Source organism: Acidovorax sp. GW823-FHT05D11 (genome assembly GCF_058795695.1).
The window spans coordinates 3888580-3912684 of the sequence record NZ_CM179502.1; the positions used below are offsets into that span (position 1 = coordinate 3888580).

Here is a 24105-nt window from a genome sequence, read left to right on the forward strand (position 1 = left end):
GCGCGGAGCGCCTTAGTGCAGGCCTCCGTACTTGTCTTCGCGGATGATGCGCGGCGTGATCTCGCGCGGCTCGATCGACACCGGCTCGTAGACCACCCGGCGCTGCTCTGCGTCGTAGCGCATCTCGACGTGGCCGGACAGCGGGAAGTCCTTGCGGAAGGGGTGGCCGATGAAGCCGTAGTCGGTCAGGATGCGGCGCAGGTCGTTGTGGCCGTCGAACACGATGCCAAAAAGGTCGAACGCCTCGCGCTCGTACCAGTTGGCCGAGTTCCAGAGATCGGAGACCGAAGCCACCACAGGGAAATCGTCATCCGCGCAGAACACCTTCACGCGCAGGCGCTGGTTCAGGCTCACGGACAGCAGGTGCGACACGACACAATAGCGGGCTCCCTCGTTCACTGCGTCTGCATAGGCGGAATAGTCCACGCCGCACAGATCGATCAGCTGTTCGAAACGGCAACCCTCCGCATCACGCAGGACGCGCATGGCATCGAGGTAGTCGGCGGCAGCAACGACCACCGTGACCTCATCCAGGGCCACCGTGATCTGGCGCACTTTCGCGCCCAACGCCGCGGCAATGTTGTCTTTGAGGTTTTCGGGCCGAATGGCAACAGCAGTCATCATCAACCCTTCAGACGCGAGCAATGGTGTTGGTGCGGCGGATCTTCTGCTGCAGCTGGATGATCCCGTAGATCAGCGCTTCGGCAGTGGGCGGGCAGCCGGGCACGTACACGTCCACGGGCACGATACGGTCGCAGCCGCGCACCACGGAATAGCTGTAGTGGTAGTAGCCGCCGCCGTTGGCGCACGAACCCATCGACAGCACCCAGCGGGGCTCCGACATCTGGTCGTACACCTTGCGCAGGGCGGGCGCCATCTTGTTGCACAGCGTGCCGGCCACGATCATCAGATCGGACTGGCGGGGGCTGGCACGAAACACCTCCGCACCGAAGCGGCCGATGTCATAGCGCGCGGCGGCGGCATGCATCATCTCCACCGCACAGCACGCCAGGCCAAAAGTCATGGGCCACAGAGAGCCCGTCTTGGCCCAATTCACCACGGAGTCATAGCTCGTGGTGATGAAGCCTTCCTTCATCACGCCTTCAATCATTGCATCATCCTTGTTGAGGCCCGCTCATTCCCAATCCAGGGCACCCTTTTTCCACTCGTAGGCAAAGCCCACGACCAGGATGGCCAGGAAAATCACGACGGCCACGAAGCCGGCGATACCCACCTCATGCAGCGTCACCGCCCATGGGAAGAGAAATGCGATTTCGAGATCGAAAAGAATGAAGAGAATGGCCACGAGGTAGTAGCGCACGTCAAACTTCATGCGCGCATCCTCGAAGGCTTCAAAGCCACATTCGTAGGGGGAGTTCTTCGCGGCATCCGGGCGGTTGGGGCCCAGTATGTAGCCGAGGACAAGGGGGACAACGCCGACGGCGATGCCGACCAAGATGAACAAAAGGACGGGGAGGTACTGATCGAGGTTCATCTTGAGGATGTGCTCACCGCTGTGGCCTTGCCCGTCAGGACCCGAGCCGGGTCATGCAGGCAGGCCTTTGTTTTGGTGCCGTCGGCGAGACTCGAACTCGCACAGCTTTCGCCACTACCCCCTCAAGATAGCGTGTCTACCAATTTCACCACGACGGCTGTTTTTTGCATCTGGATGGCATGAGGAACCTTGCGGCTTTGGCTTTCCAGACAATCCAGAATTCTACTCCGGAAAAACCCTGCTTCGGCTTACGAAGCCCAATTTAGTGCAGATTATTTGGTGGGGATCTGCGCGGCGCCTGAAGCGGGCACCGCAGGAGCCACAACAGCATCCGAAGCCGAGGCCGCAGGAGCACCCGCGGGCACTGCAGCAGCCGGGCTTTCCAGCACGCTGCCCGAACTGGCGGGACGCGCATTGCCAAAGTAGGCCAACGCCAGCGTTGCGACAAAAAACACCGCAGCCAGGACTGCCGTGGTGCGCGACAGGAAATTGGCACTGCCGCTGGCGCCGAACAGGCTTCCGGAACTGCCGCTGCCAAATGCCGCCCCCATGTCCGCACCCTTGCCATGCTGGACAAGGATCAGGCCAATCATCCCCAGGGCCGTCAGCATCTGCACCGCCAAAACCACATTCACGATCACGTTCATTCTCTGTTCACTCCTGATTGAATAGCTGGAAGGGCCGCCTCAACGGGCAGCCGCAATAATTTGCAGGAAATCGGGCGCCTTCAGCGATGCCCCCCCGACGAGGCCGCCATCGATGTCAGGCTGCGCAAGCAATTGCGCCGCATTGACGGCATTCATGCTGCCGCCGTACAGCAGGCGGATGCGGTCGGCGTGCTCGCTGGCCGCAGACAGCTGCGCACGCAGCACCGCGTGCACGGCCTGCGCCTGTTCGGGCGTGGCCGTGCGGCCCGTGCCGATCGCCCAGACCGGTTCGTATGCCACCACCACTTCGCTGATGCAATGGCCATTGAGATGGATCACCGCCGCCAGCTGACGCTTGACCACGGCCTCGGTCTGGCCGGCCTCGCGCTCCTGCAGGGTCTCGCCGACACAGACAATGGGCGTGATGCCCGCGGCCAGTGCCCGCTGCGCCTTCTCGGCAACGGCGACATCGGTTTCCCCATGGTACTGGCGGCGCTCCGAGTGCCCCACCAGCGCATAGCGCACGCCAAATTCCTTCAGCATGGCAGCCGAGACCTCGCCGGTGTACGCCCCTGCATCGTGCTGCGACACATCCTGGGCGGCAATCGCCACCACGGATCCGAACGTGACGGACTGCGCCTGCGCCAGATACGGAGCAGGCACGGCGACAGCGACGTCGCAGGCCGCGCCCTCAAGGCCGGCAATGATGCCTTTCAACAGGGCATCGTTGGCAGCCAGGCTGCCGTTCATCTTCCAGTTGCCTGCGATGAGTTTTTTCTTGCTGTTCATGGTCACCACGTCAAAACAATCTTGCCGATGTGCTGGTTCGACTCCATCAGGGCGTGGGCATTGGCGGCATCCGCCGCAGCAAACGTGCTGTGGATGACGGGACGCACCCTCCCCTGCGCCAGCAAGGGCCACACATGCTCGCGCAACGCGCGGGCGATGGCGCCCTTGAATGCCACGGGACGCGGGCGCAGGGTGGAGCCCGTGATGGTGAGCCGGCGCCGCAGCACCAGGCCCGCATTGAAGTCACTCTTGACACCACCCTGCACCGCGATGATGACGATGCGCCCGTCTTCGGCCACGCACTCCACCTCGCGCGCCACATAGTCGCCAGCGACCATGTCCAGCACCACGTCCACGCCCTTGGCCTGCGTGATGCGCTTTGCTTCCGCCACGAAGTCCTGCGTCTTGTAGTTGATGGCATGGTGGGCCCCCAACTGCAGACAGGCCGCGCACTTGTCGTCGCTGCCCGCCGTGGCAATGACGGTCGCTCCGAACGCCCGCGCCAGCTGTATGGCAGTCACGCCAATGCCGCTGGTGCCCCCCTGGACCAGCAGGCCTTCGCCCGCCTGCAGACGCCCCCGGTCGAAGACGTTGCTCCACACGGTAAAGAACGTTTCCGGCAACGATGCCGCCTCGACGTCGCTCAAGCCCTCGGGCACGGGCAGGCACTGCGCGACAGGTGCCACGCACCACTGCGCATACCCCCCGCCCGCCACCAAGGCACAGACGCGGTCGCCCACGCCAATGCCCGCCTGCGCCATGGCAGCAGGATCACCCGACTCCACCACGCCCGCGACCTCCAGGCCCGGCAGGTCCGAGGTGCCGGGCGGCGGAGCATAGTGCCCCAGTCGCTGCAGCACGTCAGGGCGGTTGATCCCGCTGGCGGCAACACGGATCAGCAACTCGCCGGCGCCCGGCTGCGGCATGGGGCGTTCCCCCAGCTGCAACACCTCCGGCCCACCAAAGGATGTGATCTCGACAGCACGCATGTTGCGATTCCTTGGACAGTTGGTTGGTTGGTTTGAGTGATTTTGATTGCCAACACCCTTTTCACAGGCGCCAGCAGCTACAAAATCAATAGCAAATCACCAACTCAGCCCACGATCTGCCCGGAACCGTTGTCCGAAGGCAGGGATTGCTGTTGTTGTTGCTGCTCCGCCGGCTGGCGGCCGCCGTCGCGCCCCTGGTCACGGCGAGGCTCACGGTCACCGCGCTCCGCGGGAGCAGGACGATCGCTGCCACCCGCCGGGCGGTCGGCCAGCACCTTCATCGACAGTTTGATGCGGCCCTTCTCATCGGTCTCCATGACCTTGACCTTCACGATCTGGCCTTCGGTCAGGTAATCGGACACCTTCTCGACACGCTCGTGGGCGATCTGGCTGATGTGCAGCAGGCCATCCTTACCGGGCAGCAGGTTGATCAGCGCGCCGAAGTCCAGGATCTTGGTCACGGGACCTTCGTAGATCTTGCCGATCTCGACCTCGGCCGTGATCTGCTCGATGCGCTTCTTGGCTTCGTCCGCCTTGGCAGCGTCGGTGGCCGCGATGGTGATGGTGCCGTCTTCCTCGATGTTGATCTGGCAGCCCGTTTCCTCGGTCAACGCACGGATCACGGCGCCGCCCTTGCCGATCACGTCGCGGATCTTCTCGGGGTTGATCTTCATGGTGTAGAGCTTGGGCGCGAAGGTGGACACCTCGGTCTTGGCTTCGCCCATGGCTTCCTGCATCTTGCCCAGGATGTGCATGCGTGCTTCCTTGGCCTGCGCCAGGGCGACCTGCATGATCTCCTTGGTGATGCCCTGGATCTTGATGTCCATCTGCAGCGCGGTGATGCCGCCGGTGGTACCCGCCACCTTGAAGTCCATGTCGCCCAGGTGATCCTCATCACCCAGGATGTCGGTCAGCACGGCGAAGCGGTTGGCATCCTTGATCAGGCCCATGGCAATACCCGCCACGTGGGCCTTCATGGGCACGCCGGCGTCCATCATGGACAGGCAGCCGCCGCAGACCGAAGCCATGGACGAAGAGCCATTGGATTCGGTGATTTCCGACACCACGCGCATGGTGTAGGGAAATTCTTCCTTGGTGGGCAGCACAGCCACCAGGGCACGCTTGGCCAGGCGGCCGTGGCCGATTTCGCGGCGCTTGGTCGAACCCATGCGGCCCACTTCGCCCGTGGCGAAGGGAGGCATGTTGTAGTGCATCATGAAGCGGTCTTCGTACTCGCCAGCCAGGGCGTCGATGCGCTGCGCATCGCGCTCGGTACCCAGCGTGGTCACGACCAGCGCCTGGGTTTCGCCACGCGTGAACAGCGACGAGCCATGGGCGCGCGGCAGCACGCTGCTGCGGATTTCGATGGGGCGCACAGTGCGCGTGTCGCGGCCGTCGATGCGGGGCTCGCCGGCCAGGATCTGGCTGCGCACGATGCCCGCCTCGATGTCGAACAGCATGCCTTCGACCTTCACGGCATCGAACTCGACGCCATCGGCCTTCAGCGCGGCCATCACGGCGGCGTAGGACTCGCGGCAGGCCTGGGTGCGGGCCTGCTTGTTGCGGATCTGGTAGGCGGCGCGCAGCTTGTCGTCGGCCAGCGCAACCACCTTGGCGCTCAGGGCTTCGTCCTTGGCGGGCGCTTCCCACTGCCACACGGGCTTGCCAGCATCGCGCACCAGTTCATGAATGGCGTTGATGGCCACATTGCCTTGCTCATGGCCAAACACCACGGCGCCGAGCATGATTTCTTCGGACAGTTGCTGGGCTTCGGATTCGACCATCAGCACGGCGGCTTCGGTGCCGGCCACGACCAGATCCATCTGCGAGCTCTTGCGCGCCGTCTGGCCGGGGTTGAGCACGTATTCGCCATTGATGTAGCCCACGCGTGCGGCGCCGATGGGGCCGTTGAACGGGATACCGGAGATGGCCAGCGCCGCACTGGTGGCGATGAGGGCAGCGATGTCAGCATCCACTTCGGGATTCAGCGACACCGTGTGGATCACCACATGCACTTCGTTGAAGAAACCTTCGGGAAACAGCGGGCGGATCGGGCGGTCGATCAGGCGGCTGGTCAGCGTTTCGTGCTCGCTGGGCTTCGCTTCGCGCTTGAAGAAGCTGCCGGGGATCTTGCCGGCGGCGTAGGTCTTCTCGATGTAATCCACCGTCAAGGGGAAGAAGTCCTGGCCGGGCTTGGCGCCCTTGGATGCCACCACGGTGGCCAGCACCACGGTGTCATCAATGTTCACCAGCACGGCGCCAGAGGCTTGGCGTGCGATTTCGCCGGTTTCCATGACGACGGTCTTGTCGCCCCATTGGAAGGTCTTGGTGACTTTGTTGAAAATGCTCATGTTCAGCTCCTTTTTTAATAGCTGGTAGCGCTCTACCAGACTGCGGCGGAGAGCAATTCAGAACACGATGCCATTCCAGTGGACCTGCCTGCTGCACTGCGGCGGCAACCCCATTGGAATGACACAGCTTCGCTCTGTTTTGCGGCTCCGAAGTAAAAAACGCCTGAGCTAGCGGACTAACCCAGGCGTTTTCGCATGCAATGAAGATTACTTGCGCAGACCCAGCTTGGCGATCAGCGCGGTGTAACGGTCAGCGTCCTTGGCCTTCAGGTAGTCCAGCAGCTTGCGGCGGCGGCTCACCATGCGCAGCAGGCCGCGGCGACCGTGGTGGTCCTTGGCGTGCGTCTTGAAGTGAGGGGTCAGTTCGTTGATGCGGGCCGTCAGCAGGGCCACTTGCACTTCTGGACTGCCAGTGTCGTTGGCAGCACGGGCATTGGCCTTGACGACTTCGGCCTTGATGGAGGATGCGATCATAATTTTTCCTTGATGGAGTCTCGACAGACTTGCCGAGCCTTGGTTCTTACTTGCGCCAGCAGCTGGAACGGCCGCAGGCGTGCGTCTTGCACCATGCAAAACTTGTCGATTATAACCCCCACGTGGAATTCTTGCCCCGCCCAGGTTCCCGCCCCACACCTGAAAGCCCCCTCATGACGCAACTTGACGCTTTCCTTTCACACACCACAGTCCGCCATGCCTTGCTGGCCACAGGCGTCGCTTTGGTCCTGATCACAAGCCCTGGCTACGCACTGGCCAAGCGCTCTGCCAGTGACACCGCCACCACCGCCAACATCTCTTCCAAGAAGAAAAGCGTTAGCAAAGTCACCTATCAGCGCAGCAGCTCCGAAGAGACACCCGCCCAGCGTGATCGCCGGATGTACCGGGAATGCAAAGGCATGCACAACGCGGGGGCTTGCCGGGGGTATACGCGCAAGTAGCAAACCGCTCATCCCAATGCGAGCACCATTGGTCGAGCAGCATCAGCCTGCCGCACCAGCAGGCTAATAAGATTGTCCCATGCATGCATCGCCACCATTACAACTTCGAGGAAGGCCGCTCGTCCCTTTAAGCCCTCAAGCACAGAGCGGTTTCACCGCCATTGAGTTGATGGTCGTAATCACCATCGTTGCAATATTGGCCGCACTGGCAACCCCCAGCTTCACCCCCCTGATCGAACGCTGGCGCGTGCGTCAGGCCACCGAAGAATTGCAATCCACACTCTATTACGCCCGCTCCGAAGCCATCAAGCGTGGCGGGGGCATAAGCATTGTGCAGAACAGCAACAACGGCTGGGCTGTGTATTTTGACGCAAATAGCAACGGGAACAACGAGGCTAACGAGGTATTGCAATCCACCAGTTCTCCTCCACGGCTAAGCATTACCTTTCCTGCCAACGTCATTGCCGTCGACAGATGGGGCACGCTTACGGTGGCAGCGGACTTCCTGATTAAGCCTGACGGGAAGGCTGACGACGACGTCAGCGCGCAGCGTGTATGCGTCAGCGCCGGAGGCCGAATCAAAACAGAGAAAGGAGCAAATGCATGCTGAGCCCCTCACCTCCAGCAATAGCCTCTGCGGGCTTCTCCGCCGTCGAGTTGATGGTCGTGGTTGCCATCATGAGTGTACTAGCGGCCTTGGCGGCACCCAGCTTCATTCCCCTGATTGAAGGGTGGCGCGTCCGCGAGTCCGTGGAACTGCTCCAATCTACGCTGTACTACGCACGCTCGGAGGCCATCAAACGTGGCGGTCAAGTAGTTATTCAGAAAATTCCCAACAACACCAACGGCTGCTCCAGCGCTGTTGATACCGACACTTGGGATTGTGGCTGGGTGGTATGCCATGACACCAGCGGCAACCGTATCTGCGATGCTGCCGAACCCGTGTTGCAGCGCACGGAATCTTCCGCCAGGGTTCATGTCAATTTCATAAGCGGCGGCGCAGGGATCGCGCTCAATCGCTGGGGTCTCGTCAGTGGTCCTTATTTGAGCTTCACCTTTGTGCCGCTGGGTAAGAGTATTTCCCATCCAGGCGTACGCGGCCTCTGTATGAGTTCCGGTGGCCGTATTCGCGTCATTCCTCAAGAAGCCGTCCCATGCACCGGCTGATCACCATGACCATCACACTGCACAAACGCCAACGCGGTATCACACTGATTGAGTCCCTTGTCGCTATCGTCATTGCCGCACTGGGAATTCTGGGCATCCTAGGCGTACAGATGCGAACCCTGAGCGATACCCAGACCACCGTGCGTCGAGCCCAGGCCATTCGGTTGACTGAAGATCTCAGCGAACGCTTGAAAGCGCACCCCAACGCTCTGATGAGCCTCAGCAGCTATGCCAGCGCGTGGACAACGCCATCTACCCCCGTCACTGCGCCCACCAAGAATTGCGCAAGTGCGGCATGCACCAGCACTGAACTGACCATTTACGACGTCGCTGATTGGCGGCGTGCAGTGCAACGCGCGCTGCCGGTGGGGGACGCCACGATTTTTCTGGCTCCAGGCGACACGGATGCCACCAATCGCCGGCAACTGGGCATCATGATTCGTTGGCGTGAAAACGAGATTGATATCGATACCGCTGCAGACAAAAAAATCCACAGGGACAACATCGACGCCACGCAAGTTCGTGCCTCAGACGGCACACTCAGCGCAGGAGGTGGGGCGGCTGCATCCTGCACCCCCGGATACACCTGCCATCTGCAGTACATCCCCGTTTCAGCACGATGCGCATCCACCGACATTGGCGGCGGTGTCAAACAGTACTACTGCCCCGGAACCTGAAATGCAGACTAATAACACACACCCCAACGTGCGCACCGTAAATATGCCACTTCAGGGCAAAAGCCAGCGTGGAGTCACGTTGATCGAGTTAATGGTGGGCATCGCGATTGGCTTGTTTGTCGTTGCGGTTGCAATGGGCGCGTTAATGGTGTCCCGTGGTGTCTCCGGCTCAGTCAGTGATGCCAGTAGCATTCAGCAGCAGTCTGCCTACGTCATGCGAGTCATTGGCCTGCAGTTGCGCCAAGCCGGCTCGCTATACCTAAACCTCAATCCCGACAGCGCACCCACAGCCCTCGCCAATGCGGTTCCCGTTGCATTTGAAACTGTCGCCCCCGCTTCAGGCGCAGGCAACAGCTTCGACCCTACCACCAACACCCTGAGCGCCACAGCCACGGCCCTCACAGTGGGCTACCGCCGCTACAAGGAGCCTGTCCACTATGCAACCACAGACCAAGCCATAGCACGAAACTGCGTTGGCGGCCCAACCAACGGAAGTGACGATCAGCGGGTGGAAAGCATTTTCCAACTCAACGGCACCGAATTGCGATGCCAGGGCAACGGCGCCGCAGCGCAGCCTATCGCACAGAATGTAGCCAACTTTCAGGTGCGCTACCTCCTGCAAGACAACACCCTTCCTGGCGCCCCCACCATTCGATACGTCGCGGCAACCGACGTGGGCAGTACAGATTGGGGCCGGGTGCAGGCGGTAGAGGTGTGTTTGGTGCTTTTTGGCACTGAAGTCATCGACATGAATGGCCTGAGTTCAACAGCTACGTCCTACACCGACTGCGATGGCAACACCGCGGTGGACATGGCTACCCTCGCCGGTGCCCGCGCTCGGCGCATGCACGTTGTCTATCGCAATGTGTTTCAACTCCGCAGCCAAGGGTTGGTGGGCATTGCACTCTGAATCCCATTCAAGAAAATCGCCATGTACTCCGTGCGCCCCCCCCTCTCCCCACGCAGCCATTCACAACGCGGTATCGCACTGTTTGTTGTCATCGTTTTTGTCATGCTTTCCATGTTGTTGGCACTGTGGGCGTCACGCACCTCGCTGTTCAATGAACTAGTGGTCGGCAACGATGCCGATTACCAGCGCGCCTACGAAGCCGCGCAAGCCCTGCTGCAGGATGCAGAGTTGGACATCCGCAACCAGAAAGCGGATGGAACCGAATGCCTGGGCACCCTTGACGTTTGTCGCACAGGAATTAATGAAAAAATCCCTCTTGAAACCAAGGACGTGGGCCCCTTGCTCGCCGATTTAGAGGAAAAGACCGCCTTATGCAGCAAGGGCCTGTGCGTAAAGCGCTTAGGCAAACAAGACTTCTGGAACAACAGCGATCCCGCCAAAGGCGTCACACTGGCCCAGATGGCCACCGCAGCAGCGGGAGCGCGGTACGGCCAGTTCACGGGAGCAGGAACCGGCAGCATCTCCACCCCAATCAATCCGATTTTGCAATGGGACGCCACCACGCCAGCCAACTCAGGTGGCTGGTACTGGATCGAAGTCCTGCCTTACCTAGATCTCAAAAACTCCAAAGTGATCATGGATGCATCTCGCTCCAACTTGCTAGCCATTAATCCGAAGTCCCTCGTGGTTTATCGCATTACCGCTTTAGCCTATGGCCGCAAGTCAGGGACCTTGGTAGCACTGCAGCAAACCTATGCGCAGCAAAGAACTCTCAATTAACACCTGCACTATTCAAAAATCGGCTTCTAGTTCAATTCACATACAAGCTAAAGACGATTTAGCCTGAAATTCCAGACAAAGAGGAGCACCCCATGCACCGCAATACGCCACCTCGCTTTCGCAAAAATCTACTCACGCTGGCAATAGGCGCTGCCTTGGCGTCCCCAGGAGCCTGGGCCATCGACTTAGTACAGGCACCTCCCGGGACCGTGCAGCCTTATGTGACGCCTAATGTCATCATCTCCATCGACGACTCAGGCAGTATGAATTACCGCGTGGACAGAGAAAGTGAATCTGGCGCGACCAATGGTACAACTCCAAACGCGGATGGAACCTGGCCGGGAACTAGCCGCCGCATGAATGTACTCAAGTACGCGCTTAAATCTATCTTTGACCCCACACATCCCAAATACGATAGTTCCTTGCTACCGGATAAAAAAATTCGTATGGCATGGCAAGCAATGAATGCCAATAATGGCACACCAGGCTCGCTTCCCGGTACGACCGGTAGCACCCCCACACTCGCCACCAATTCCATGCAGATACTGGCTGGTACCCACCGGACCAACTTTCTCACTTTTGTCACTAACCTGTCCCCGAACAATTCAACACCTTCGCACAAGATGTTCAAGCAGGCGGACGAATACATGCGCGCCAACTTGGACAAGAATGGACCTTGGGCCTCTGTACCGGGTACTACCGCCACACCTTACCTAGGGTGCCGACGCAACTACCATATATTTATGACTGACGGCCGTTGGAATGGCACCGTATCCGGCGGCACGCAAGATGACAATACCAAGAACATCACATTGCCCAATGGAACGGTCTACGGCAGTACAGTCGCCGCCAGCCGCCCCAAAAACGATCTTTACGCAGATACTTACAGCGATAATTTGGCTGATTGGGCCTTCAAAAGCTGGTCCACTAAGCTGCAAACGGCCACAGATGTCAACGGCGTTACTGGTTTGAAGGGCTCCCCACAGCCTACGGCAGAGTACAACAAGGCCCCTGCAACGGAAGATTTTGGCAAGGACACTGCAGGAAAAGACGCAGTTCTTGATCGCTTCTGGAACCCACGCTATAACCCGGCCAATTGGCCACACATGGTGACTTATACCATAGGCCTAAGCAAAATGGCCTATACATGGCCAGGAAACAAAATTTCTGGAAGCGTGGACCCTGCTGCACCTGATACAGCGTGTACTGTCATCAAGGCGCCGGGCCAAGGATGCGCCGCAGGCAACAAGGCCACCTTCACAACAGATCTGATGGTACCTTTCAGTTACGACAAAGGCTCCAACGGGACTCTGCCTGACTTCATTACAGGCAACATCAAGTGGCCCAATATAAGCAGCGGTGGCGAGTCTGTTCGGTCATTGGATCTATGGCATTCGGCTCTCAATGGTCGAGGACGTTTCTATGCCGTGGACAAAGGGGAAGATCTTGCAAAGGCTTTTCGCGATATTTTCCAGCAAATCAATACACAGGTTGATCCCGACCTCACTTCTACCGCCACTAGTGGTTCCAATGTTTCACGTACCGACGTCGGTAAATTCACCGGCAATTACGAACCGAAGAATGCATGGAAGGGTTTCGTGATCGCAGAAACAGTGAAAAAAGATGGTACCACTGTGCCTGCTACAAGTTGGGATGGGAAAAATACAGCTGATAAGCTGGACGACGCCACTTTTACGGTCAGCAGTCGCGTCATTCTGAGCTGGAGCGATCAGTGGATCAGCACCAAAGACAAGGGCGGGGTGCCCTTCAAATGGGCCAGCGATCAAAGCAACCTCAGTACCGCACAGAAGAACCTGCTGGGCAAAGACCCGGGTGATCCCACCGTGATCGTCGCCACCAACGGTCAGAATCGGCTCAACTTCATTCGCGGGGATCGCATTCTGGAAGGTTCCGAGACCAGTGGCTACACCGCAGCAAAACCCTTCCGCGAGCGCAAGAGCCGCCAAGGCGACATTATTAATTCCGTGGTATGGTACTCCGGCCCCCCGGTGAGCAATTACCCACTCAAGGGCTATAGCGCCTTCACGCGCGCCAACAAATCCCGGACGCCCATGCTCTATGTGGGTGGCAACGATGGCCTGCTGCACGGCTTTTCAGCCACAGACGGCACAGAGAAAATTGCCTACGCCCCACGTGGCGTGCTTGCCAACCTTCCTCTGCTGAGCGACCCCACTTACAACAATAAGCACAGATTTTTTGTGGATGGTTCACCCATGACTGGCGACGTAGATCAAGGGCAACCAGACCCGGCCGATCCCGCCATCTATGTGCCCGATTGGCGGACTCTTCTGGTAGGCACGATGGGTGCCGGAGGCAAAGGCTACTTCGTGTTGGATGTAACTAATCCTGCCACCGCAGATACGCCGGCCGGCCTCCCAGGCTTCTCGGAAGGAAATGCCCAAAAGCTGGTGGTGCTTGACCGCACCAGAGGCACCGAAACCGCCCCCAACTGTGCGGCGATGACTGGCGCTCAAAAGACCGCGTGCGATAAAGCCGTGGATGAGGATAAGGACATCGGCAATATCACGGCCCGCCCTGTGCTGGATGAGAACAACCCTATGCGCACCACCCAGATCACGCGCATGAACAATGACCGCTGGGCCGTGGTCATGGGCAACGGTTATAACAGCACTAATCAGCGGCCCGTTTTGTTGATTCAGTACCTGGATGGCAACAAGGAACTGAAACGCATTGCCGCCGCGGCTTCCGATACCGTGGGCACTGGCGAAGCCACTGACAACGGTTTGGCGACGCCGCGCTTGGTTGATCTGAACGGCGACAGCCGCCCCGATGTTGTGTACGCTGGCGACAACCGGGGCAACCTTTGGAAATTCGACCTGACGGACATCGACGACGCCAGTTGGGGCGTTGCTTTGGGTGGACAGCCGCTCTTTACGACCACCGGCCCTGCGACACTGGGCAGTACTCGCGCCCGTGTGGACATTGCTGGCTCTATCAGACAGCCAATCACCGCCGCCCCCACGGTGCGTGCCAATGATCGCACCATGACCATCGGAACGGGCTCTAGCGCCAAGACCTTATCAGTAGGAGGCATGATGATCGCCTTTGGTACAGGCCGCAATGTCACCAAGGCAGACGAGAACGATTCAAATGTGCAATCCTTGTACTCGGTGCTGGACAACACTCGTTATCGCGTTGTCGACACAACGAAGGGCAAACGTCTTCAGGTGCACCCGGGCGCCGGTACCTGCCCCAGTGGGAGCGACTGCATTCCTGCTCCGGTGCCTTTGGGCGTAGGAGTAGTCAACGCTAAGCTGGCTGCCCAGAAAATTACCGCTGTGGATGCCAACTACGCCACTGTGGACATCACGGATGAATTGAAAAAGGACACCTGGGTCAATTTCAATGGCTGGTACATGGATTTGCCAGCCGTCGGCGAGCGGTTGCTGAAACCCATGGAGTTCTATGACGGCAGCAATGTATTGGCTGTGTACTCTCAAGTACCAGCAAAGGGATCGGATATAGACCCTAACGTGGAAAGCTGCGAATCCAATACGGTGGACGAAGAACGTCAGTACCTCACTCTTGTCAACATCATGGACGGCAAACGACCCACGGTGCAGATTCTCGACTCTGACAAGAACGGCACGTTTTACACCCCTCCTGGAGGAGGTAGTCCAGTATGCACTACATGTGGCGATGACAAATCCGTGTCGCGCGCATCGGTGACCAAAGGCTCGCACACGCTGATCAAAAAAGAAACCGGAGACAAGTGCCAGAATCGGGATATCGATGCCAAGGGCAATGGTTTCAACATGCAGTGTATGCCCGAGCAATCACTGCGCCCAAGTTGGCGCCAACTGAAGTGAGAAATTCATCATGAACCGACCTCTGCGAAAAGCGCAGCATGGCTTCACCCTCATCGAACTTATGATCGTGGTCGCCATCGTTGGAATCCTCTCGGCCATTGCTTATCCCAGCTATACCGAGTACGTTCGGCGCGGGCATAGAGCAGAGGCCCGCGCCGGGCTGCTGCAGGCACAGCAATGGCTAGAACGAGCCTCGACTGCAACAGGTGTCTATCCCACGGTCCTGCCGAACAATCTGCAATGGCGTCTTGCAGGTGGTACAGCCGATCCGACAAAGCGCTACACCATTGGTTTTCAGGCAGGCAATACCAACGCTGTCTTCACCTTGGTGGCCACCCGCAAGGCCCCTGGTCCCCAAGCTACAGATCGCTGCGGAGATTTCACTTTGACCAATACGGGCACGCGCGATGCAATCAATCGCGATGCAAGCATTACCGCAGCAGACTGCTGGAACAAGTAAGCACTGCGCTACCATCCTGGAGCAATGACCATTACAGCGCTCCACTATGCGAACCAAGCGCTTGGGCTAGCCGCCCAGGCGCTTTTTCTTTCCAGCCCCAATCCTCGCGTTGGTTGCGTCATCACCGCTCCCGACGGTGAGGTGCTGGGCCGAGGATTCACTCAGCGTGCTGGTGGCCCCCATGCAGAAATCATGGCGCTGCGCGATGCCGCAGCAGCTGGCCGCGACGTGCGCGGTGCCACCGCCTATGTCACCCTGGAGCCATGCTCTCACCATGGCCGCACCGGTCCATGCTGCGATGCATTGATCGAAGCCGGGATTGCAAAAGTGGTGGCATCCATCACCGACCCCAACCCTCTGGTCGCAGGCCACGGATTCGAGCGATTGCGGGCGGCGGGTATCGAGGTTGTCGTGGGCCCAGGGGCAGAAGAATCACGCGAACTCAACATCGGTTTTTTCAGCCGCATGGTTCGGGGCACGCCATGGGTGCGGCTCAAGACGGCAGCGTCCCTGGACGGCACCACGGCGCTTCACAACGGCGCCAGCCAGTGGATCACCTCGCGCACGGCGCGCGCGGATGGGCATGCCTGGCGGGCAAGGGCCTGTGCCATTTTGACCGGCATTGGCACCGTGCTGGACGACAACCCCCGCCTGGACGTCCGGGAAGTACCTACACCCCGCCAGCCCCATGTGGTCTTGGTGGATAGTCAATTGCAGCTGCCCCCGCATGCCAACCTGCTGATGGGCGGACGTGATTGCCTTGTCTACACAGCCAACACAAGCAAGGAAAAGAAAGCCGCCTTGGAAGCTCGCGGTGCCACGGTGATCCATCTGCCCAATGCCAGCGGCAAAGTGGATCTGGCAGCGATGCTGAAAGACCTTGGCCAGCGGGGAATCAATGAGCTGCATGTGGAAGCAGGCCACAAGCTCAATGGATCCCTCGTCCGAGAAGGCCTCGTCGATGAACTGCTTGTGTACTTGGCCCCTCGCCTGCTGGGCCCCGGGCTGAGCATGGCGAACCTGGACCCGCTCCATGCGCTGGCGGACGGGCTTGCGCTGCAGTTCACATCCGCAGAGATGATCGGACCGGACCTTCGCGTCCTGGCACGGGTCCAGGGTCGGGATAGTTTTTAATCCGGCCCTCGCGATCGCCTTCGGCCGCACCGCCCCAAGGCAGTGCAAAAGCCACGCACCAACCTCTGGCGCGCTTCTTGCTTCAATTTGGTGCAAATCTGGTGCACCCACTCAAACCGCACCAGAACGGATCAATTTACTGCAAGAGGACGTTATGGAAGCACTCAAACAGGGCACGGATGCCCTGTTCATTCTTCTGGGGGCCATCATGGTGCTGGCCATGCACGCCGGTTTTGCCTTCCTGGAGCTGGGCACGGTCCGCAAGAAGAACCAGGTGAATGCGCTGGTGAAGATCCTGGTGGATTTTTCTGTGTCCACGGTCGTGTACTTTGCCGTGGGGTACAGCGTGGCCTACGGCACGCACTTTTTCGTGGGGGCCGAGTCGCTGGTGCAGCAAAGCGGCTATGCACTGGTGAAGTTCTTCTTCCTGCTCACCTTTGCAGCGGCCATTCCGGCCATCGTGTCGGGGGGGATCGCGGAACGCGCCAAGTTCTGGCCGCAGCTCATGGCCACGGCGGTCATCGTCGGCTTTGTGTATCCATTCTTCGAGGGCATTGCCTGGAACCAGCATTTTGGCGTGCAGGCCTGGATCAAAGGGTTCGCCGGCGAGGAGTTTCATGATTTCGCAGGCTCCATCGTGGTGCACGCGATGGGAGGGTGGATCGCCCTGCCTGCCGTGATCCTGCTGGGCTCCCGCGCCAACCGGTATCGCAAAGATGGCGCCATCTCCGCGCACCCGCCCTCCAACATTCCGTTTCTGGCGCTGGGCGCGTGGGTGCTCGTCGTGGGCTGGTTCGGCTTCAATGTGATGAGCGCGCAGACCGTGGACAAGCTTTCCGGCCTGGTGGCAGTGAACTCCCTGATGGCCATGGTCGGCGGCACGCTGGCCGCCCTGGTGCTGGGCAAGAATGACCCCGGCTTCGTCCACAACGGCCCGCTGGCGGGGCTGGTGGCGGTGTGCGCGGGCTCCGACCTGATGCACCCGCTGGGTGCGCTCGTGGTGGGTGCGGTGGCTGGCGCCATTTTTGTGCTGATGTTCACGCTCACGCAGAACCGGTGGAAGATCGACGACGTGCTGGGTGTCTGGCCGCTGCACGGCCTGTGCGGTACCTGGGGCGGGCTGGCGGCGGGCATTTTTGGCAGCAAGGCGCTGGGCGGGCTCGGCGGGGTGAGCTTTTCCGCCCAGCTTGTCGGCACCGCCCTGGGCGTGGCCTGGGCACTGGCGGGCGGCTTCGTGGTGTATGGCATTCTCAAAGGCACGGTCGGCCTGCGGCTCTCGCAGGAAGAGGAGTTCGACGGTGCGGACCTGTCGATCCACAAGATCAGCGCCACACCCGATCGCGAAGTGAGCTGGTAGCCGCCGCGGCGCCAGGGCACCGCACCGCGATGCGCCCGCATCCACCCGATCGCCACCGTGGCTGCGTTGGCGCCGCGTCTGACAAGCGCGAGCGGCGCCGCACGGTCACAATCGCGCCATGCCTGCACTGCCCCCTGCTCCCGCCGCTCCAGCGCCGTTCCTGGGCACCACCGCCCGCTATGGCTGGCTGGCCGTCCTGGCCATGTGCATTGCAAGCGCCATCACCGGCTGCGCCGGCCTGCCCAAGGATGTGGACCGGCCGGTGTCGAGCGCATTGGCGTCGCCTGCGGACACGGCCCTGGGCCAATTGGTGGAAACGCGCCGCGCGTCGGTGGGCGGCCGCCATCCTTCCGGGTTCCTGCTGCTCAGCGGGCCCCAGGCGGCCTACAGCAGCCGCCTCGCCCTGGTCGACGCCGCACAGAAGACGCTGGACCTGCAGTACTACGCCATCCACGCTGACGCCAGTACCGAGCGCCTGCTGCTGGGCGTGATCGCGGCGGCCCAGCGCGGCGTGCGTGTGCGTGTGCTGCTGGACGACTTCCACAGCACGGGGCGCGATGCGCAGGTCATGCGGCTGGCCTTCGTGCCCAACATCGAGATGCGCATGTTCAACCCGCTCACGGGTGCGCGCGGCTCGCCCCTGGGGCGCATGCTGGGCGCGCTGGGGGACTTCTCCCGCGTGCAGCAGCGCATGCACAACAAGCTCTTCATCGCCGACAACGCCATGGGCGTGACGGGTGGCCGCAACCTGGGCGACGCGTACTTCGGCAACGCCGATTCCGGCAACTTCGTGGATCTGGACGTGCTGGCGGCCGGGCCCGTGGTGCAGGACCTCTCCCGCAGTTTCGACAGCTACTGGAACAACGAGCGCGCCTATCCCGTGCAGTCGCTCGTCACGCAGCAGGAGCTTGACACCCTGCGCGAGCGCACGCGCACTTCCGACGCGGCGCGGCGGGACCGGATCGCCGGCCAGGGCGGCACCCTGGCGCCCGACAGCCAGCCGGTGCAAGACGGCAGCCAGACCACCACCGCGCAACGCGCCCGCATCTGGGACTACCAGCCCATGGACCTGGCGCAAGCGCAGTTCACCTGGGCCCCCGCGGCGGTGCTGGTGGACAAGCCCGCCAAGATCCCCCCAGACGGCACGTCCACGGGTGCGCTGCCGGAAAAAGCCCCCGCCAGGGCATCCCCCATGGCGATCACCTCGCGCGGGCCGCGTGCGGCGACGGCTGGCGCCGTGGCATCGGCGCCAGTGCCTGCACGTGCCACGGACACCGCCAGCGGCCCCCTCCCCGGCCCCAACCCACCCTCCACCGCCTCCGCCGCGCCCGGGGTGCCCGGCGCCGAAGCCCTTGATGCCCAGACCGACACCGTGGTGGACGGCCTGCTGCAGCTGATGGGCCAGGCACGGCAGGATCTGCTCATCATCTCGCCCTACTTCGTGCCCGGCCCGGACATGAAACAGGCCTTCGCGGCGGCGCGCGCGCGCGGCGTTCGGGTGCGGGTGCTCACCAACTCGCTCGCCTCCAACGATGCGCCCATTGCTCACGCAGGCTATGCGCGCCACCGCCCCGACCTGCTGGCCATGGGCGTCGAGCTGTATGAGATGCGCAGCGAACTCACGGGCGTGCTGCGGGGCGCCCTGGGCTCCACGGGCAGCACCGGCGGGGGCGGCAAGGCTGGCGCTTCTGGTGCCGTGGGCAGCTCGCGGGCCATGCTGCATTCCAAGCTTCTGATCCTGGATGGCCGCCTGCTGGCCGTGGGCTCGATGAACCTGGACATCCGGTCGCAGCGCCAGAACACGGAAATCGCGCTGCTGATCCGCAGCGGCGACCTGTCGCGCCGCGCCACCGCGCAGATCGAGGCCGCATTGCGCGAGGTCGCCTGGCATGTGCAGCTGAACGACGGCCGCCTTGTATGGCGCGCGCCCGAGGGCAGCGGCCTGGCGGACGCGACGTCCGAGCCCGACGCCAGCGCTCCGCTGCGGCTGATGCTGCAGCTCCTGGGCCCGCTGGCGCCCGACCACCTGCTCTAGGCACCTGTCCAGGCGCCTCTTTGCGGCACCGCGCCGCGATGCGCGGCTAGTCCCCGGCCCGCAGCGCCTCCACCCAGGCGGTGATCGCCCGCTGGTCCGTCATCGTGCGCACGTGCTGGTAGGCGGCCTCGGCTTCCGGAAAGCGCCTGCGCAGCAGATTGAGCCACTGCTTGAGGCGCCCCGCGCGCTGGCGGGGCTCCAGGTCCTCGCACACCAGTTGCCAGAAGGCCGCGATGTGCGCCAGCAGGTCGCTCCAAGCCACCGTGTCCGAACCAGGCCGGCCCGCATCGGCCGCGCGGATGGCTCGGGCCAGCCCCGGGTCTGCCACCATGCCGCGCCCGAGCATGAGCGTGGCGCAGCCCGACACCTCGCGGCAGCGCAGCGCATCGGCCACCGTCCAGATCTCGCCATTGGCCACCACCGGTATCTGCACCGCCGCGCGGATGGCGGGAATGTGCTCCCAGTACGCCGGGGGCCGGTAGCCATCGGCCTTGGTGCGCGCATGCACCACCAGCTCGGCGGCGCCGCCCGACTGCATCGCCTGGGCGCATTCGCGCATCAGCCCGGTGTCGTTGAAGCCCAGCCGCATCTTGGCGGACACCGGCAGGTGCGAAGGCACCGCGCGGCGCACGGCGGCCACGACGGCGGCGATGCGTTCGGGCTCCTGCAGCAGCGCGGCGCCGCCACCATGGCGGTTGACGACCTTGGCAGGGCATCCAAAGTTCAGGTCGATCCCCTCGGGCCCCAGGTCCGCCAGGCGGGCCGCGTTCTCGGCCATGCTGACCGGATCGGAGCCCAGCAACTGCGCACGCACCGGCACACCCGCGAGCGTGCGGCTGCCGTTGCGCAGCTCGGGCACATAGCGCAGGAACACCTTGTCGGGCAGCAGGGTGCCGGTGATGCGGATGAACTCGGAGACACAGCGGTCCACCCCGCCCACGCGGGTCAACACATCACGCAGCACAAAATCCAGAAGCCCCTCCATGGGGGCAAGCAGCAAGGTCATCGCGAGAAAGGCCGCCGCGCCCTGCGCCCCGCACGGGGCGCGGCCGGCACACAGCCAGGATATGAGTCAAAAAGGGCCGCAATGCTTGATGTACAAGCGCTAGCAGCTATTAAATATATAGCATCTACCCCCCAGGGTCCTGCACGCCGGGGAGCAGCTCGCCATTGTGCGGCAGCGAGGTCATCACCGCGTCACGGCGGACTGATGCAATCGCCGCCATCCACCCGTGAATGGAGGCTCCCATGCTGCTACAAAAAACCGAAAAAGCCCGCCTGGAACTCTTGCCCGGCGTCCGCACCCTGAGCCTGCGCGAGCGCTCTCTGCTGCTGCTGGTCGACGGCAAATCGCTGTCGGACCTGCAGGCCATGTACAACGGCATCGGCGCGCAGATCGTCGACAACCTCATGCGCCAGGGCTATCTGGCCGGCCCCGCGGCCGGGCTGCCCTCCGCCGCGCCCTCGCCCAGCACCGCGCCACCGGGCGGGCCATCGGTCCAGCGCCCGGAGCCTGGCGAATCCCTGCGCTCGCTCGCCGGTGCGCGCATGTACCTTTTCGACACCTGCGAGCGGCTGTTCGCGCGCCGCGACCCCACGCTGGCAGAGCAGTTCCGCCAGGCGCTGCGCGCCGCCAAGGACCGCACGAGCATGCTGGACGTGGGCGAGGCCATGTTCGAGGAAGTGGCGCTTGCCGCCGGCGCCGAACGGGCCGCGAGCCTGCGCGAAAGGTTCGAGCAGCTGCTGCCCCGGCACGCGCAGTCCTAGACGCCCCGGGGCAATGGAGTGGAGACGGGCCGTCCGTCAGGCGGCGGCCAGGCGCCACAGCGACGTGACCTCGGCCGCGCGGGCCGCATGCAGCGCATCGCCCGCATCTGCCGCCTTGGCATGGCCCGGCTTCACATCGTGCCGGCCCCGCACCACCAGCCCCGCATCGGCAATCCACTGCAGCAGCTGCTCACGCGGGCGCAAGCCCAGGTGCTCGGCCAGGTCCGACAGGATCAGCCAGCCTTCGCCGCCTGGCTCCAGGTGCTCCCGCAGGCCTGCCAGGAAGCCCCTGAGCATGCGGCTGCCTTCGTCGTACACCGCGTGTTCGATGGGCGAGCTGGCGCGGGCCGGCACCCAGGGCGGGTTGCACACCACCAGCGGCGCGCGCCCCGGGGGGAACAGGTCGGCCTGCAACAGTTCCACCTGGGCAAGCACACCCAGGCGCTGCAGGTTCTCGCGCGCGCAGGCCAGGGCGCGCGGGTCCTGGTCGGTGGCCACCACGCGCTGCACGCCACGGCGGGCCAGCACCGCAGACAGCACCCCGGTGCCCACGCCAATGTCAAAGGCCAGTGTCTTGGTGGGCAGCGCCGTGTCGGCGACCAGGCCCACATATTCGCCGCGCACGGGCGAGAACACGCCGTAGTGCGGGTGGATGCGGTTGAGCGGCGGCGCACCCAGGGCGGGCACTTCCACGCCTTTCTTGCGCCACTCGTGCGCGCCCACCAGGCCCAGCAGCTCGCGCAGCGTGGCCACCGAACGCTCGCCCGTGGCCGGGCCCCAGGCCTCGGTGCACGCCTGGCGCCAGTCGGGCGCACGGCGCAGGTCGATGCCGTAGTCGCCTTCGAGCGGGATGAGCACCGACGCCAGCACCCGCGCGCGCTGCGCCTGCGCCTGGCGGTGCAGGTGAAAGGCCTCGGCCGGGGTGGCGGCAGCGGCTTTGTCGGCCGCCCTGGCGGCGCACTTGCGGGGTCTGGCCGACTTGCCCCCCTTGCCGGACCTGGCATCGGCCCGGCGCATCAGCGCCTGCAGCAGCATGCGGGCGTTCTGAAAGTCGCCCTGCCACAACAGGCCGGTGCCTTCACAGGCCATGCGGTAGGCCGTGTCTGCGGCCAAGGTATCGTCGGCGGTGACGACCCGGCGCGGGGCCGGGGCACCGCTCTCGGAGCGCCACTGGACTTGTTGAATCTGGCCCTGGCGGCTCCATTCGATCATAGGAAGAAGTGTGGGCATCAGATTGCTATTGCTTCGGGCGTTAACAGCAGCCCGTGAAACTGGCGCGGCCCCTGCCAAGGCCGCCGTGCAAGGGCCGCCCCGCCGCGCTAGCGGCATCCCCCTTCCCGCGCAAAGCGCGAGAGAAGGAGGACGCGACGAAGTCGCTCAGGGGGTGGTTGTTCATCCTACGCGTTGATGGGGCGCTTCAGGCGCACTTCTTCGATCTTGACGCCCCCCACCACGGCCGTCTTGGCGGTGGAGAGTTCGCGCTTGAAGCCCGCCAGCTCGTGGAACCGGATGGCGCGCTCGTTGCGCAGGGGCACCCACGCCGTGACGTTGGTGCAGCCTTCTTCCTGCAGGCCGTCGCGGGCGGCATCCCACAAGGCCAGGCCCACGCCCTGGTTCCAGTGGGTGGGGGCGGCGTAGATGGCCCAGATTTCACCGGTGGTGGGGCGGGATTTTTCATCGCGCGAGCGGTCGTAGCCCACGAAGCCGACGATCTTCTCGCCGTCCACGGCCACCTGGACCTGGGGCTCGCAATATTCGATGGCCTCGCGCCAGTAGGCCTGGCGCTTTTCGACCGACATGGATTTCAACTGCTCGTCTGGCACCAGCCCTTTGTAGACCTCTTGGGCTGAGACGGTATGGATCTGGGCAATGGCTTTGGCATCGCGAAGCGTGGCGGGACGAACCTGGATACTGGACATGGAAAAACCGAACGAAAACGGGGAATGAAAAAACGAAAGGACCGGCATTGTCGCCGCAAACGGTTTTTACCCTTGTACGGCCCCCTGCCCGGCCCCCCATTCACGCCCTGTCCACCCCCTGCGTCCACCGCGTCCAGCCAGGGCTGGCACACCGCTGATGCTGCACCGCAGCACGCTGGCGCGGGCGGCCCTGCGCGCGTCAGGCCAGCGCCATGGAACCCGAGAGCGAGGCACCGGCCGCGGCGGCGGCGGCACGCTGGACCAGCGCACGCTTGTTGCGGGGGCGCGGCACATGCACCGCCGGGGGCGTGCCGTTAATGGCCGCAAGGCCCAGCACCAGCGTGACCGTGCGCGACCCGTCCTCGCGTTCGTCGCTGGCATAGGCCCGGTAGCTGCCATTGCCCTGCGCATGGCTGCGCTGCACGGTGTGAAATGCCACGCGCGCCCCACTCACGCGGTGGCCGCCAAAGGGCAGCACGCGCAGCCGCGCATCCCGGTCCAGCGCCAGGCCCAGGTTGCCGGGGCGGTTGACGAGGTCGGTGCGGATGGCGCGCCATGTGCACCCGTCGTCCGTCGAAAACTGCCAGGTCCCGGCCTGGGCGTCCAGGTGCTCGATCACCACCCCGGCCGATGCCAGCATGCCGGGGCAGTTTTCCTCCACGATCCGCGCCACCGTATTGCCCCCCAGGCCCGAGGAGGCCGTGCCATGCCCTCCCCCTGCGGCGGCCGGTCGTCGCTCATCGCGGCGGTGGGACGCATCGGGGGAAGCTGAACCATCGAGGAAGGCATTGGCTGTCATGGGAGCACCTTTGAAAAACGAAGGATGAAGACGAGGTTTGCGC

The 24105-nt window shown here is 62.7% G+C and carries 24 protein-coding genes and 1 tRNA gene; 12 read left to right on the top strand and 13 right to left on the bottom strand.

Features of this window, described 5'->3' with window-relative positions:
- Positions 1-12: 12 nt before the first annotated feature.
- From AC3RCE_RS17900 to rpsO, 9 genes are all read right to left on the bottom strand, one after another.
- Positions 13-621 carry an NADH-quinone oxidoreductase subunit C gene (locus AC3RCE_RS17900; RefSeq protein ID WP_218295516.1) on the bottom strand — a complete coding sequence of 203 codons (609 nt, stop codon included), beginning with the start codon at positions 619-621 and terminating at the stop codon, positions 13-15.
- Between the two features lie 10 nt (positions 622-631).
- On the bottom strand, positions 632-1111 hold the full coding sequence (locus AC3RCE_RS17905; RefSeq protein ID WP_007849129.1) for a NuoB/complex I 20 kDa subunit family protein: 480 nt from the start codon (positions 1109-1111) through the stop codon (positions 632-634).
- A gap of 24 nt (positions 1112-1135) precedes the next feature.
- Positions 1136-1495: an NADH-quinone oxidoreductase subunit A gene (locus AC3RCE_RS17910; protein WP_055393226.1), complete on the bottom strand. Its 360-nt coding sequence runs from the start codon at positions 1493-1495 to the stop codon at positions 1136-1138.
- A gap of 73 nt (positions 1496-1568) precedes the next feature.
- Positions 1569-1653 (bottom strand) — tRNA-Leu (locus tag AC3RCE_RS17915).
- A gap of 114 nt (positions 1654-1767) precedes the next feature.
- Positions 1768-2142, bottom strand: a complete 375-nt coding sequence (gene secG / locus AC3RCE_RS17920; RefSeq protein ID WP_218295517.1) for a preprotein translocase subunit SecG — start codon at positions 2140-2142, stop codon at positions 1768-1770.
- A 39-nt stretch (positions 2143-2181) separates the two neighbouring features.
- Complete coding sequence (gene tpiA / locus AC3RCE_RS17925; RefSeq protein WP_492253610.1) at positions 2182-2931, bottom strand: triose-phosphate isomerase; 750 nt, start codon at positions 2929-2931, stop codon at positions 2182-2184.
- Positions 2932-2933: 2 nt separating this feature from the next.
- Positions 2934-3920 carry an NAD(P)H-quinone oxidoreductase gene (locus tag AC3RCE_RS17930; protein ID WP_492253611.1) on the bottom strand — a complete coding sequence of 329 codons (987 nt, stop codon included), beginning with the start codon at positions 3918-3920 and terminating at the stop codon, positions 2934-2936.
- A 104-nt stretch (positions 3921-4024) separates the two neighbouring features.
- Positions 4025-6271 (bottom strand): polyribonucleotide nucleotidyltransferase, encoded by a 2247-nt coding sequence (gene pnp / locus AC3RCE_RS17935; RefSeq protein WP_492253612.1) that lies wholly within the window; start codon positions 6269-6271, stop codon positions 4025-4027.
- Between the two features lie 207 nt (positions 6272-6478).
- A complete protein-coding gene (rpsO, locus tag AC3RCE_RS17940; RefSeq protein ID WP_005793232.1) occupies positions 6479-6745 on the bottom strand; it encodes a 30S ribosomal protein S15 in 267 nt (88 codons plus the stop codon).
- 173 nt (positions 6746-6918) lie between these two features.
- On the opposite strand from rpsO, the gene AC3RCE_RS17945 reads away from it, so the two are divergent.
- The 11 genes from AC3RCE_RS17945 (at position 6919) to AC3RCE_RS17995 (ending at position 19577) form a co-directional block, all read left to right on the top strand.
- Positions 6919-7206 carry a hypothetical protein gene (locus AC3RCE_RS17945; RefSeq protein ID WP_492253613.1) on the top strand — a complete coding sequence of 96 codons (288 nt, stop codon included), beginning with the start codon at positions 6919-6921 and terminating at the stop codon, positions 7204-7206.
- A 169-nt stretch (positions 7207-7375) separates the two neighbouring features.
- Positions 7376-7816 carry a GspH/FimT family pseudopilin gene (locus AC3RCE_RS17950; protein ID WP_370628500.1) on the top strand — a complete coding sequence of 147 codons (441 nt, stop codon included), beginning with the start codon at positions 7376-7378 and terminating at the stop codon, positions 7814-7816.
- Entirely contained in the window at positions 7810-8373 is a 564-nt protein-coding gene (locus tag AC3RCE_RS17955; RefSeq protein WP_492253614.1) for a GspH/FimT family pseudopilin, read from the top strand. Before AC3RCE_RS17950 ends, AC3RCE_RS17955 begins: the two co-directional genes overlap by 7 nt.
- A gap of 5 nt (positions 8374-8378) precedes the next feature.
- Positions 8379-9050 (top strand): type IV pilus modification protein PilV, encoded by a 672-nt coding sequence (gene pilV / locus AC3RCE_RS17960; RefSeq protein WP_218295524.1) that lies wholly within the window; start codon positions 8379-8381, stop codon positions 9048-9050.
- Position 9051: 1 nt separating this feature from the next.
- Positions 9052-9960, top strand: coding sequence for a PilW family protein (locus AC3RCE_RS17965; protein WP_255594725.1), 909 nt, complete (start codon positions 9052-9054; stop codon positions 9958-9960).
- 21 nt (positions 9961-9981) lie between these two features.
- The gene (locus tag AC3RCE_RS17970; RefSeq protein WP_218295525.1) at positions 9982-10740 is read left to right on the top strand and encodes a pilus assembly PilX family protein; all 759 of its coding nucleotides are present in this window, start codon (positions 9982-9984) and stop codon (positions 10738-10740) included.
- Between the two features lie 92 nt (positions 10741-10832).
- A complete protein-coding gene (locus AC3RCE_RS17975) occupies positions 10833-14591 on the top strand; it encodes a pilus assembly protein (RefSeq protein ID WP_492253615.1) in 3759 nt (1252 codons plus the stop codon).
- 10 nt (positions 14592-14601) lie between these two features.
- Positions 14602-15051 carry a type IV pilin protein gene (locus tag AC3RCE_RS17980; protein WP_218295527.1) on the top strand — a complete coding sequence of 150 codons (450 nt, stop codon included), beginning with the start codon at positions 14602-14604 and terminating at the stop codon, positions 15049-15051.
- Between the two features lie 24 nt (positions 15052-15075).
- Positions 15076-16185: a bifunctional diaminohydroxyphosphoribosylaminopyrimidine deaminase/5-amino-6-(5-phosphoribosylamino)uracil reductase RibD gene (gene ribD / locus AC3RCE_RS17985; RefSeq protein WP_492253616.1), complete on the top strand. Its 1110-nt coding sequence runs from the start codon at positions 15076-15078 to the stop codon at positions 16183-16185.
- 154 nt (positions 16186-16339) lie between these two features.
- On the top strand, positions 16340-17542 hold the full coding sequence (locus tag AC3RCE_RS17990; RefSeq protein ID WP_492253617.1) for an ammonium transporter: 1203 nt from the start codon (positions 16340-16342) through the stop codon (positions 17540-17542).
- Between the two features lie 118 nt (positions 17543-17660).
- Entirely contained in the window at positions 17661-19577 is a 1917-nt protein-coding gene (locus AC3RCE_RS17995; protein ID WP_492253618.1) for a phospholipase D family protein, read from the top strand.
- A gap of 46 nt (positions 19578-19623) precedes the next feature.
- On the opposite strand, the gene AC3RCE_RS18000 is transcribed toward AC3RCE_RS17995, so the two are convergent.
- Complete coding sequence (locus AC3RCE_RS18000) at positions 19624-20583, bottom strand: tRNA dihydrouridine synthase (protein ID WP_369642971.1); 960 nt, start codon at positions 20581-20583, stop codon at positions 19624-19626.
- Positions 20584-20825: 242 nt separating this feature from the next.
- Between AC3RCE_RS18000 and AC3RCE_RS18005 the strand changes: the two genes are divergently transcribed.
- On the top strand, positions 20826-21344 hold the full coding sequence (locus tag AC3RCE_RS18005) for a hypothetical protein (RefSeq protein ID WP_218295532.1): 519 nt from the start codon (positions 20826-20828) through the stop codon (positions 21342-21344).
- Positions 21345-21380: 36 nt separating this feature from the next.
- Here the strand turns inward: AC3RCE_RS18005 and AC3RCE_RS18010 are convergent, their stop codons facing one another.
- The 3 genes from AC3RCE_RS18010 to AC3RCE_RS18020 all read right to left on the bottom strand — a co-directional run bounded on the left by AC3RCE_RS18010 (position 21381) and on the right by AC3RCE_RS18020 (position 24062).
- A complete protein-coding gene (locus tag AC3RCE_RS18010) occupies positions 21381-22556 on the bottom strand; it encodes a methyltransferase (protein WP_492255406.1) in 1176 nt (391 codons plus the stop codon).
- 185 nt (positions 22557-22741) lie between these two features.
- A complete protein-coding gene (locus AC3RCE_RS18015) occupies positions 22742-23263 on the bottom strand; it encodes a GNAT family N-acetyltransferase (RefSeq protein WP_055393295.1) in 522 nt (173 codons plus the stop codon).
- A 199-nt stretch (positions 23264-23462) separates the two neighbouring features.
- Complete coding sequence (locus tag AC3RCE_RS18020; RefSeq protein ID WP_218340144.1) at positions 23463-24062, bottom strand: hypothetical protein; 600 nt, start codon at positions 24060-24062, stop codon at positions 23463-23465.
- Between the last annotated feature and the right edge of the window lie 43 nt (positions 24063-24105).

Bases quoted from the DNA above. Each gene is read 5' to 3' on its own strand.
- rpsO (WP_005793232.1), bottom strand. From the start codon at position 6,745: ATGATCGCATCCTCCATCAAGGCCGAAGTCGTCAAGGCCAATGCCCGT.
- pilV (WP_218295524.1), top strand. From the start codon at position 8,379: ATGACCATCACACTGCACAAACGCCAACGCGGTATCACACTGATTGAG.
- AC3RCE_RS17995 (WP_492253618.1), top strand. From the start codon at position 17,661: ATGCCTGCACTGCCCCCTGCTCCCGCCGCTCCAGCGCCGTTCCTGGGC.
- AC3RCE_RS17965 (WP_255594725.1), top strand. From the start codon at position 9,052: ATGCAGACTAATAACACACACCCCAACGTGCGCACCGTAAATATGCCA.
- AC3RCE_RS17900 (WP_218295516.1), bottom strand. From the start codon at position 621: ATGACTGCTGTTGCCATTCGGCCCGAAAACCTCAAAGACAACATTGCC.
- AC3RCE_RS17950 (WP_370628500.1), top strand. From the start codon at position 7,376: ATGGTCGTAATCACCATCGTTGCAATATTGGCCGCACTGGCAACCCCC.
- AC3RCE_RS17910 (WP_055393226.1), bottom strand. From the start codon at position 1,495: ATGAACCTCGATCAGTACCTCCCCGTCCTTTTGTTCATCTTGGTCGGC.
- AC3RCE_RS17945 (WP_492253613.1), top strand. From the start codon at position 6,919: ATGACGCAACTTGACGCTTTCCTTTCACACACCACAGTCCGCCATGCC.
- secG (WP_218295517.1), bottom strand. From the start codon at position 2,142: ATGAACGTGATCGTGAATGTGGTTTTGGCGGTGCAGATGCTGACGGCC.
- AC3RCE_RS17905 (WP_007849129.1), bottom strand. From the start codon at position 1,111: ATGATTGAAGGCGTGATGAAGGAAGGCTTCATCACCACGAGCTATGAC.
- AC3RCE_RS18000 (WP_369642971.1), bottom strand. From the start codon at position 20,583: ATGACCTTGCTGCTTGCCCCCATGGAGGGGCTTCTGGATTTTGTGCTG.
- AC3RCE_RS18010 (WP_492255406.1), bottom strand. From the start codon at position 22,556: ATGATCGAATGGAGCCGCCAGGGCCAGATTCAACAAGTCCAGTGGCGC.
- AC3RCE_RS18020 (WP_218340144.1), bottom strand. From the start codon at position 24,062: ATGACAGCCAATGCCTTCCTCGATGGTTCAGCTTCCCCCGATGCGTCC.
- AC3RCE_RS18005 (WP_218295532.1), top strand. From the start codon at position 20,826: ATGCTGCTACAAAAAACCGAAAAAGCCCGCCTGGAACTCTTGCCCGGC.
- pnp (WP_492253612.1), bottom strand. From the start codon at position 6,271: ATGAGCATTTTCAACAAAGTCACCAAGACCTTCCAATGGGGCGACAAG.
- AC3RCE_RS17930 (WP_492253611.1), bottom strand. From the start codon at position 3,920: ATGCGTGCTGTCGAGATCACATCCTTTGGTGGGCCGGAGGTGTTGCAG.
- AC3RCE_RS17955 (WP_492253614.1), top strand. From the start codon at position 7,810: ATGCTGAGCCCCTCACCTCCAGCAATAGCCTCTGCGGGCTTCTCCGCC.
- AC3RCE_RS17990 (WP_492253617.1), top strand. From the start codon at position 16,340: ATGGAAGCACTCAAACAGGGCACGGATGCCCTGTTCATTCTTCTGGGG.
- AC3RCE_RS17980 (WP_218295527.1), top strand. From the start codon at position 14,602: ATGAACCGACCTCTGCGAAAAGCGCAGCATGGCTTCACCCTCATCGAA.
- tpiA (WP_492253610.1), bottom strand. From the start codon at position 2,931: ATGAACAGCAAGAAAAAACTCATCGCAGGCAACTGGAAGATGAACGGC.
- AC3RCE_RS17970 (WP_218295525.1), top strand. From the start codon at position 9,982: ATGTACTCCGTGCGCCCCCCCCTCTCCCCACGCAGCCATTCACAACGC.
- ribD (WP_492253616.1), top strand. From the start codon at position 15,076: ATGACCATTACAGCGCTCCACTATGCGAACCAAGCGCTTGGGCTAGCC.
- AC3RCE_RS18015 (WP_055393295.1), bottom strand. From the start codon at position 23,263: ATGTCCAGTATCCAGGTTCGTCCCGCCACGCTTCGCGATGCCAAAGCC.
- AC3RCE_RS17975 (WP_492253615.1), top strand. From the start codon at position 10,833: ATGCACCGCAATACGCCACCTCGCTTTCGCAAAAATCTACTCACGCTG.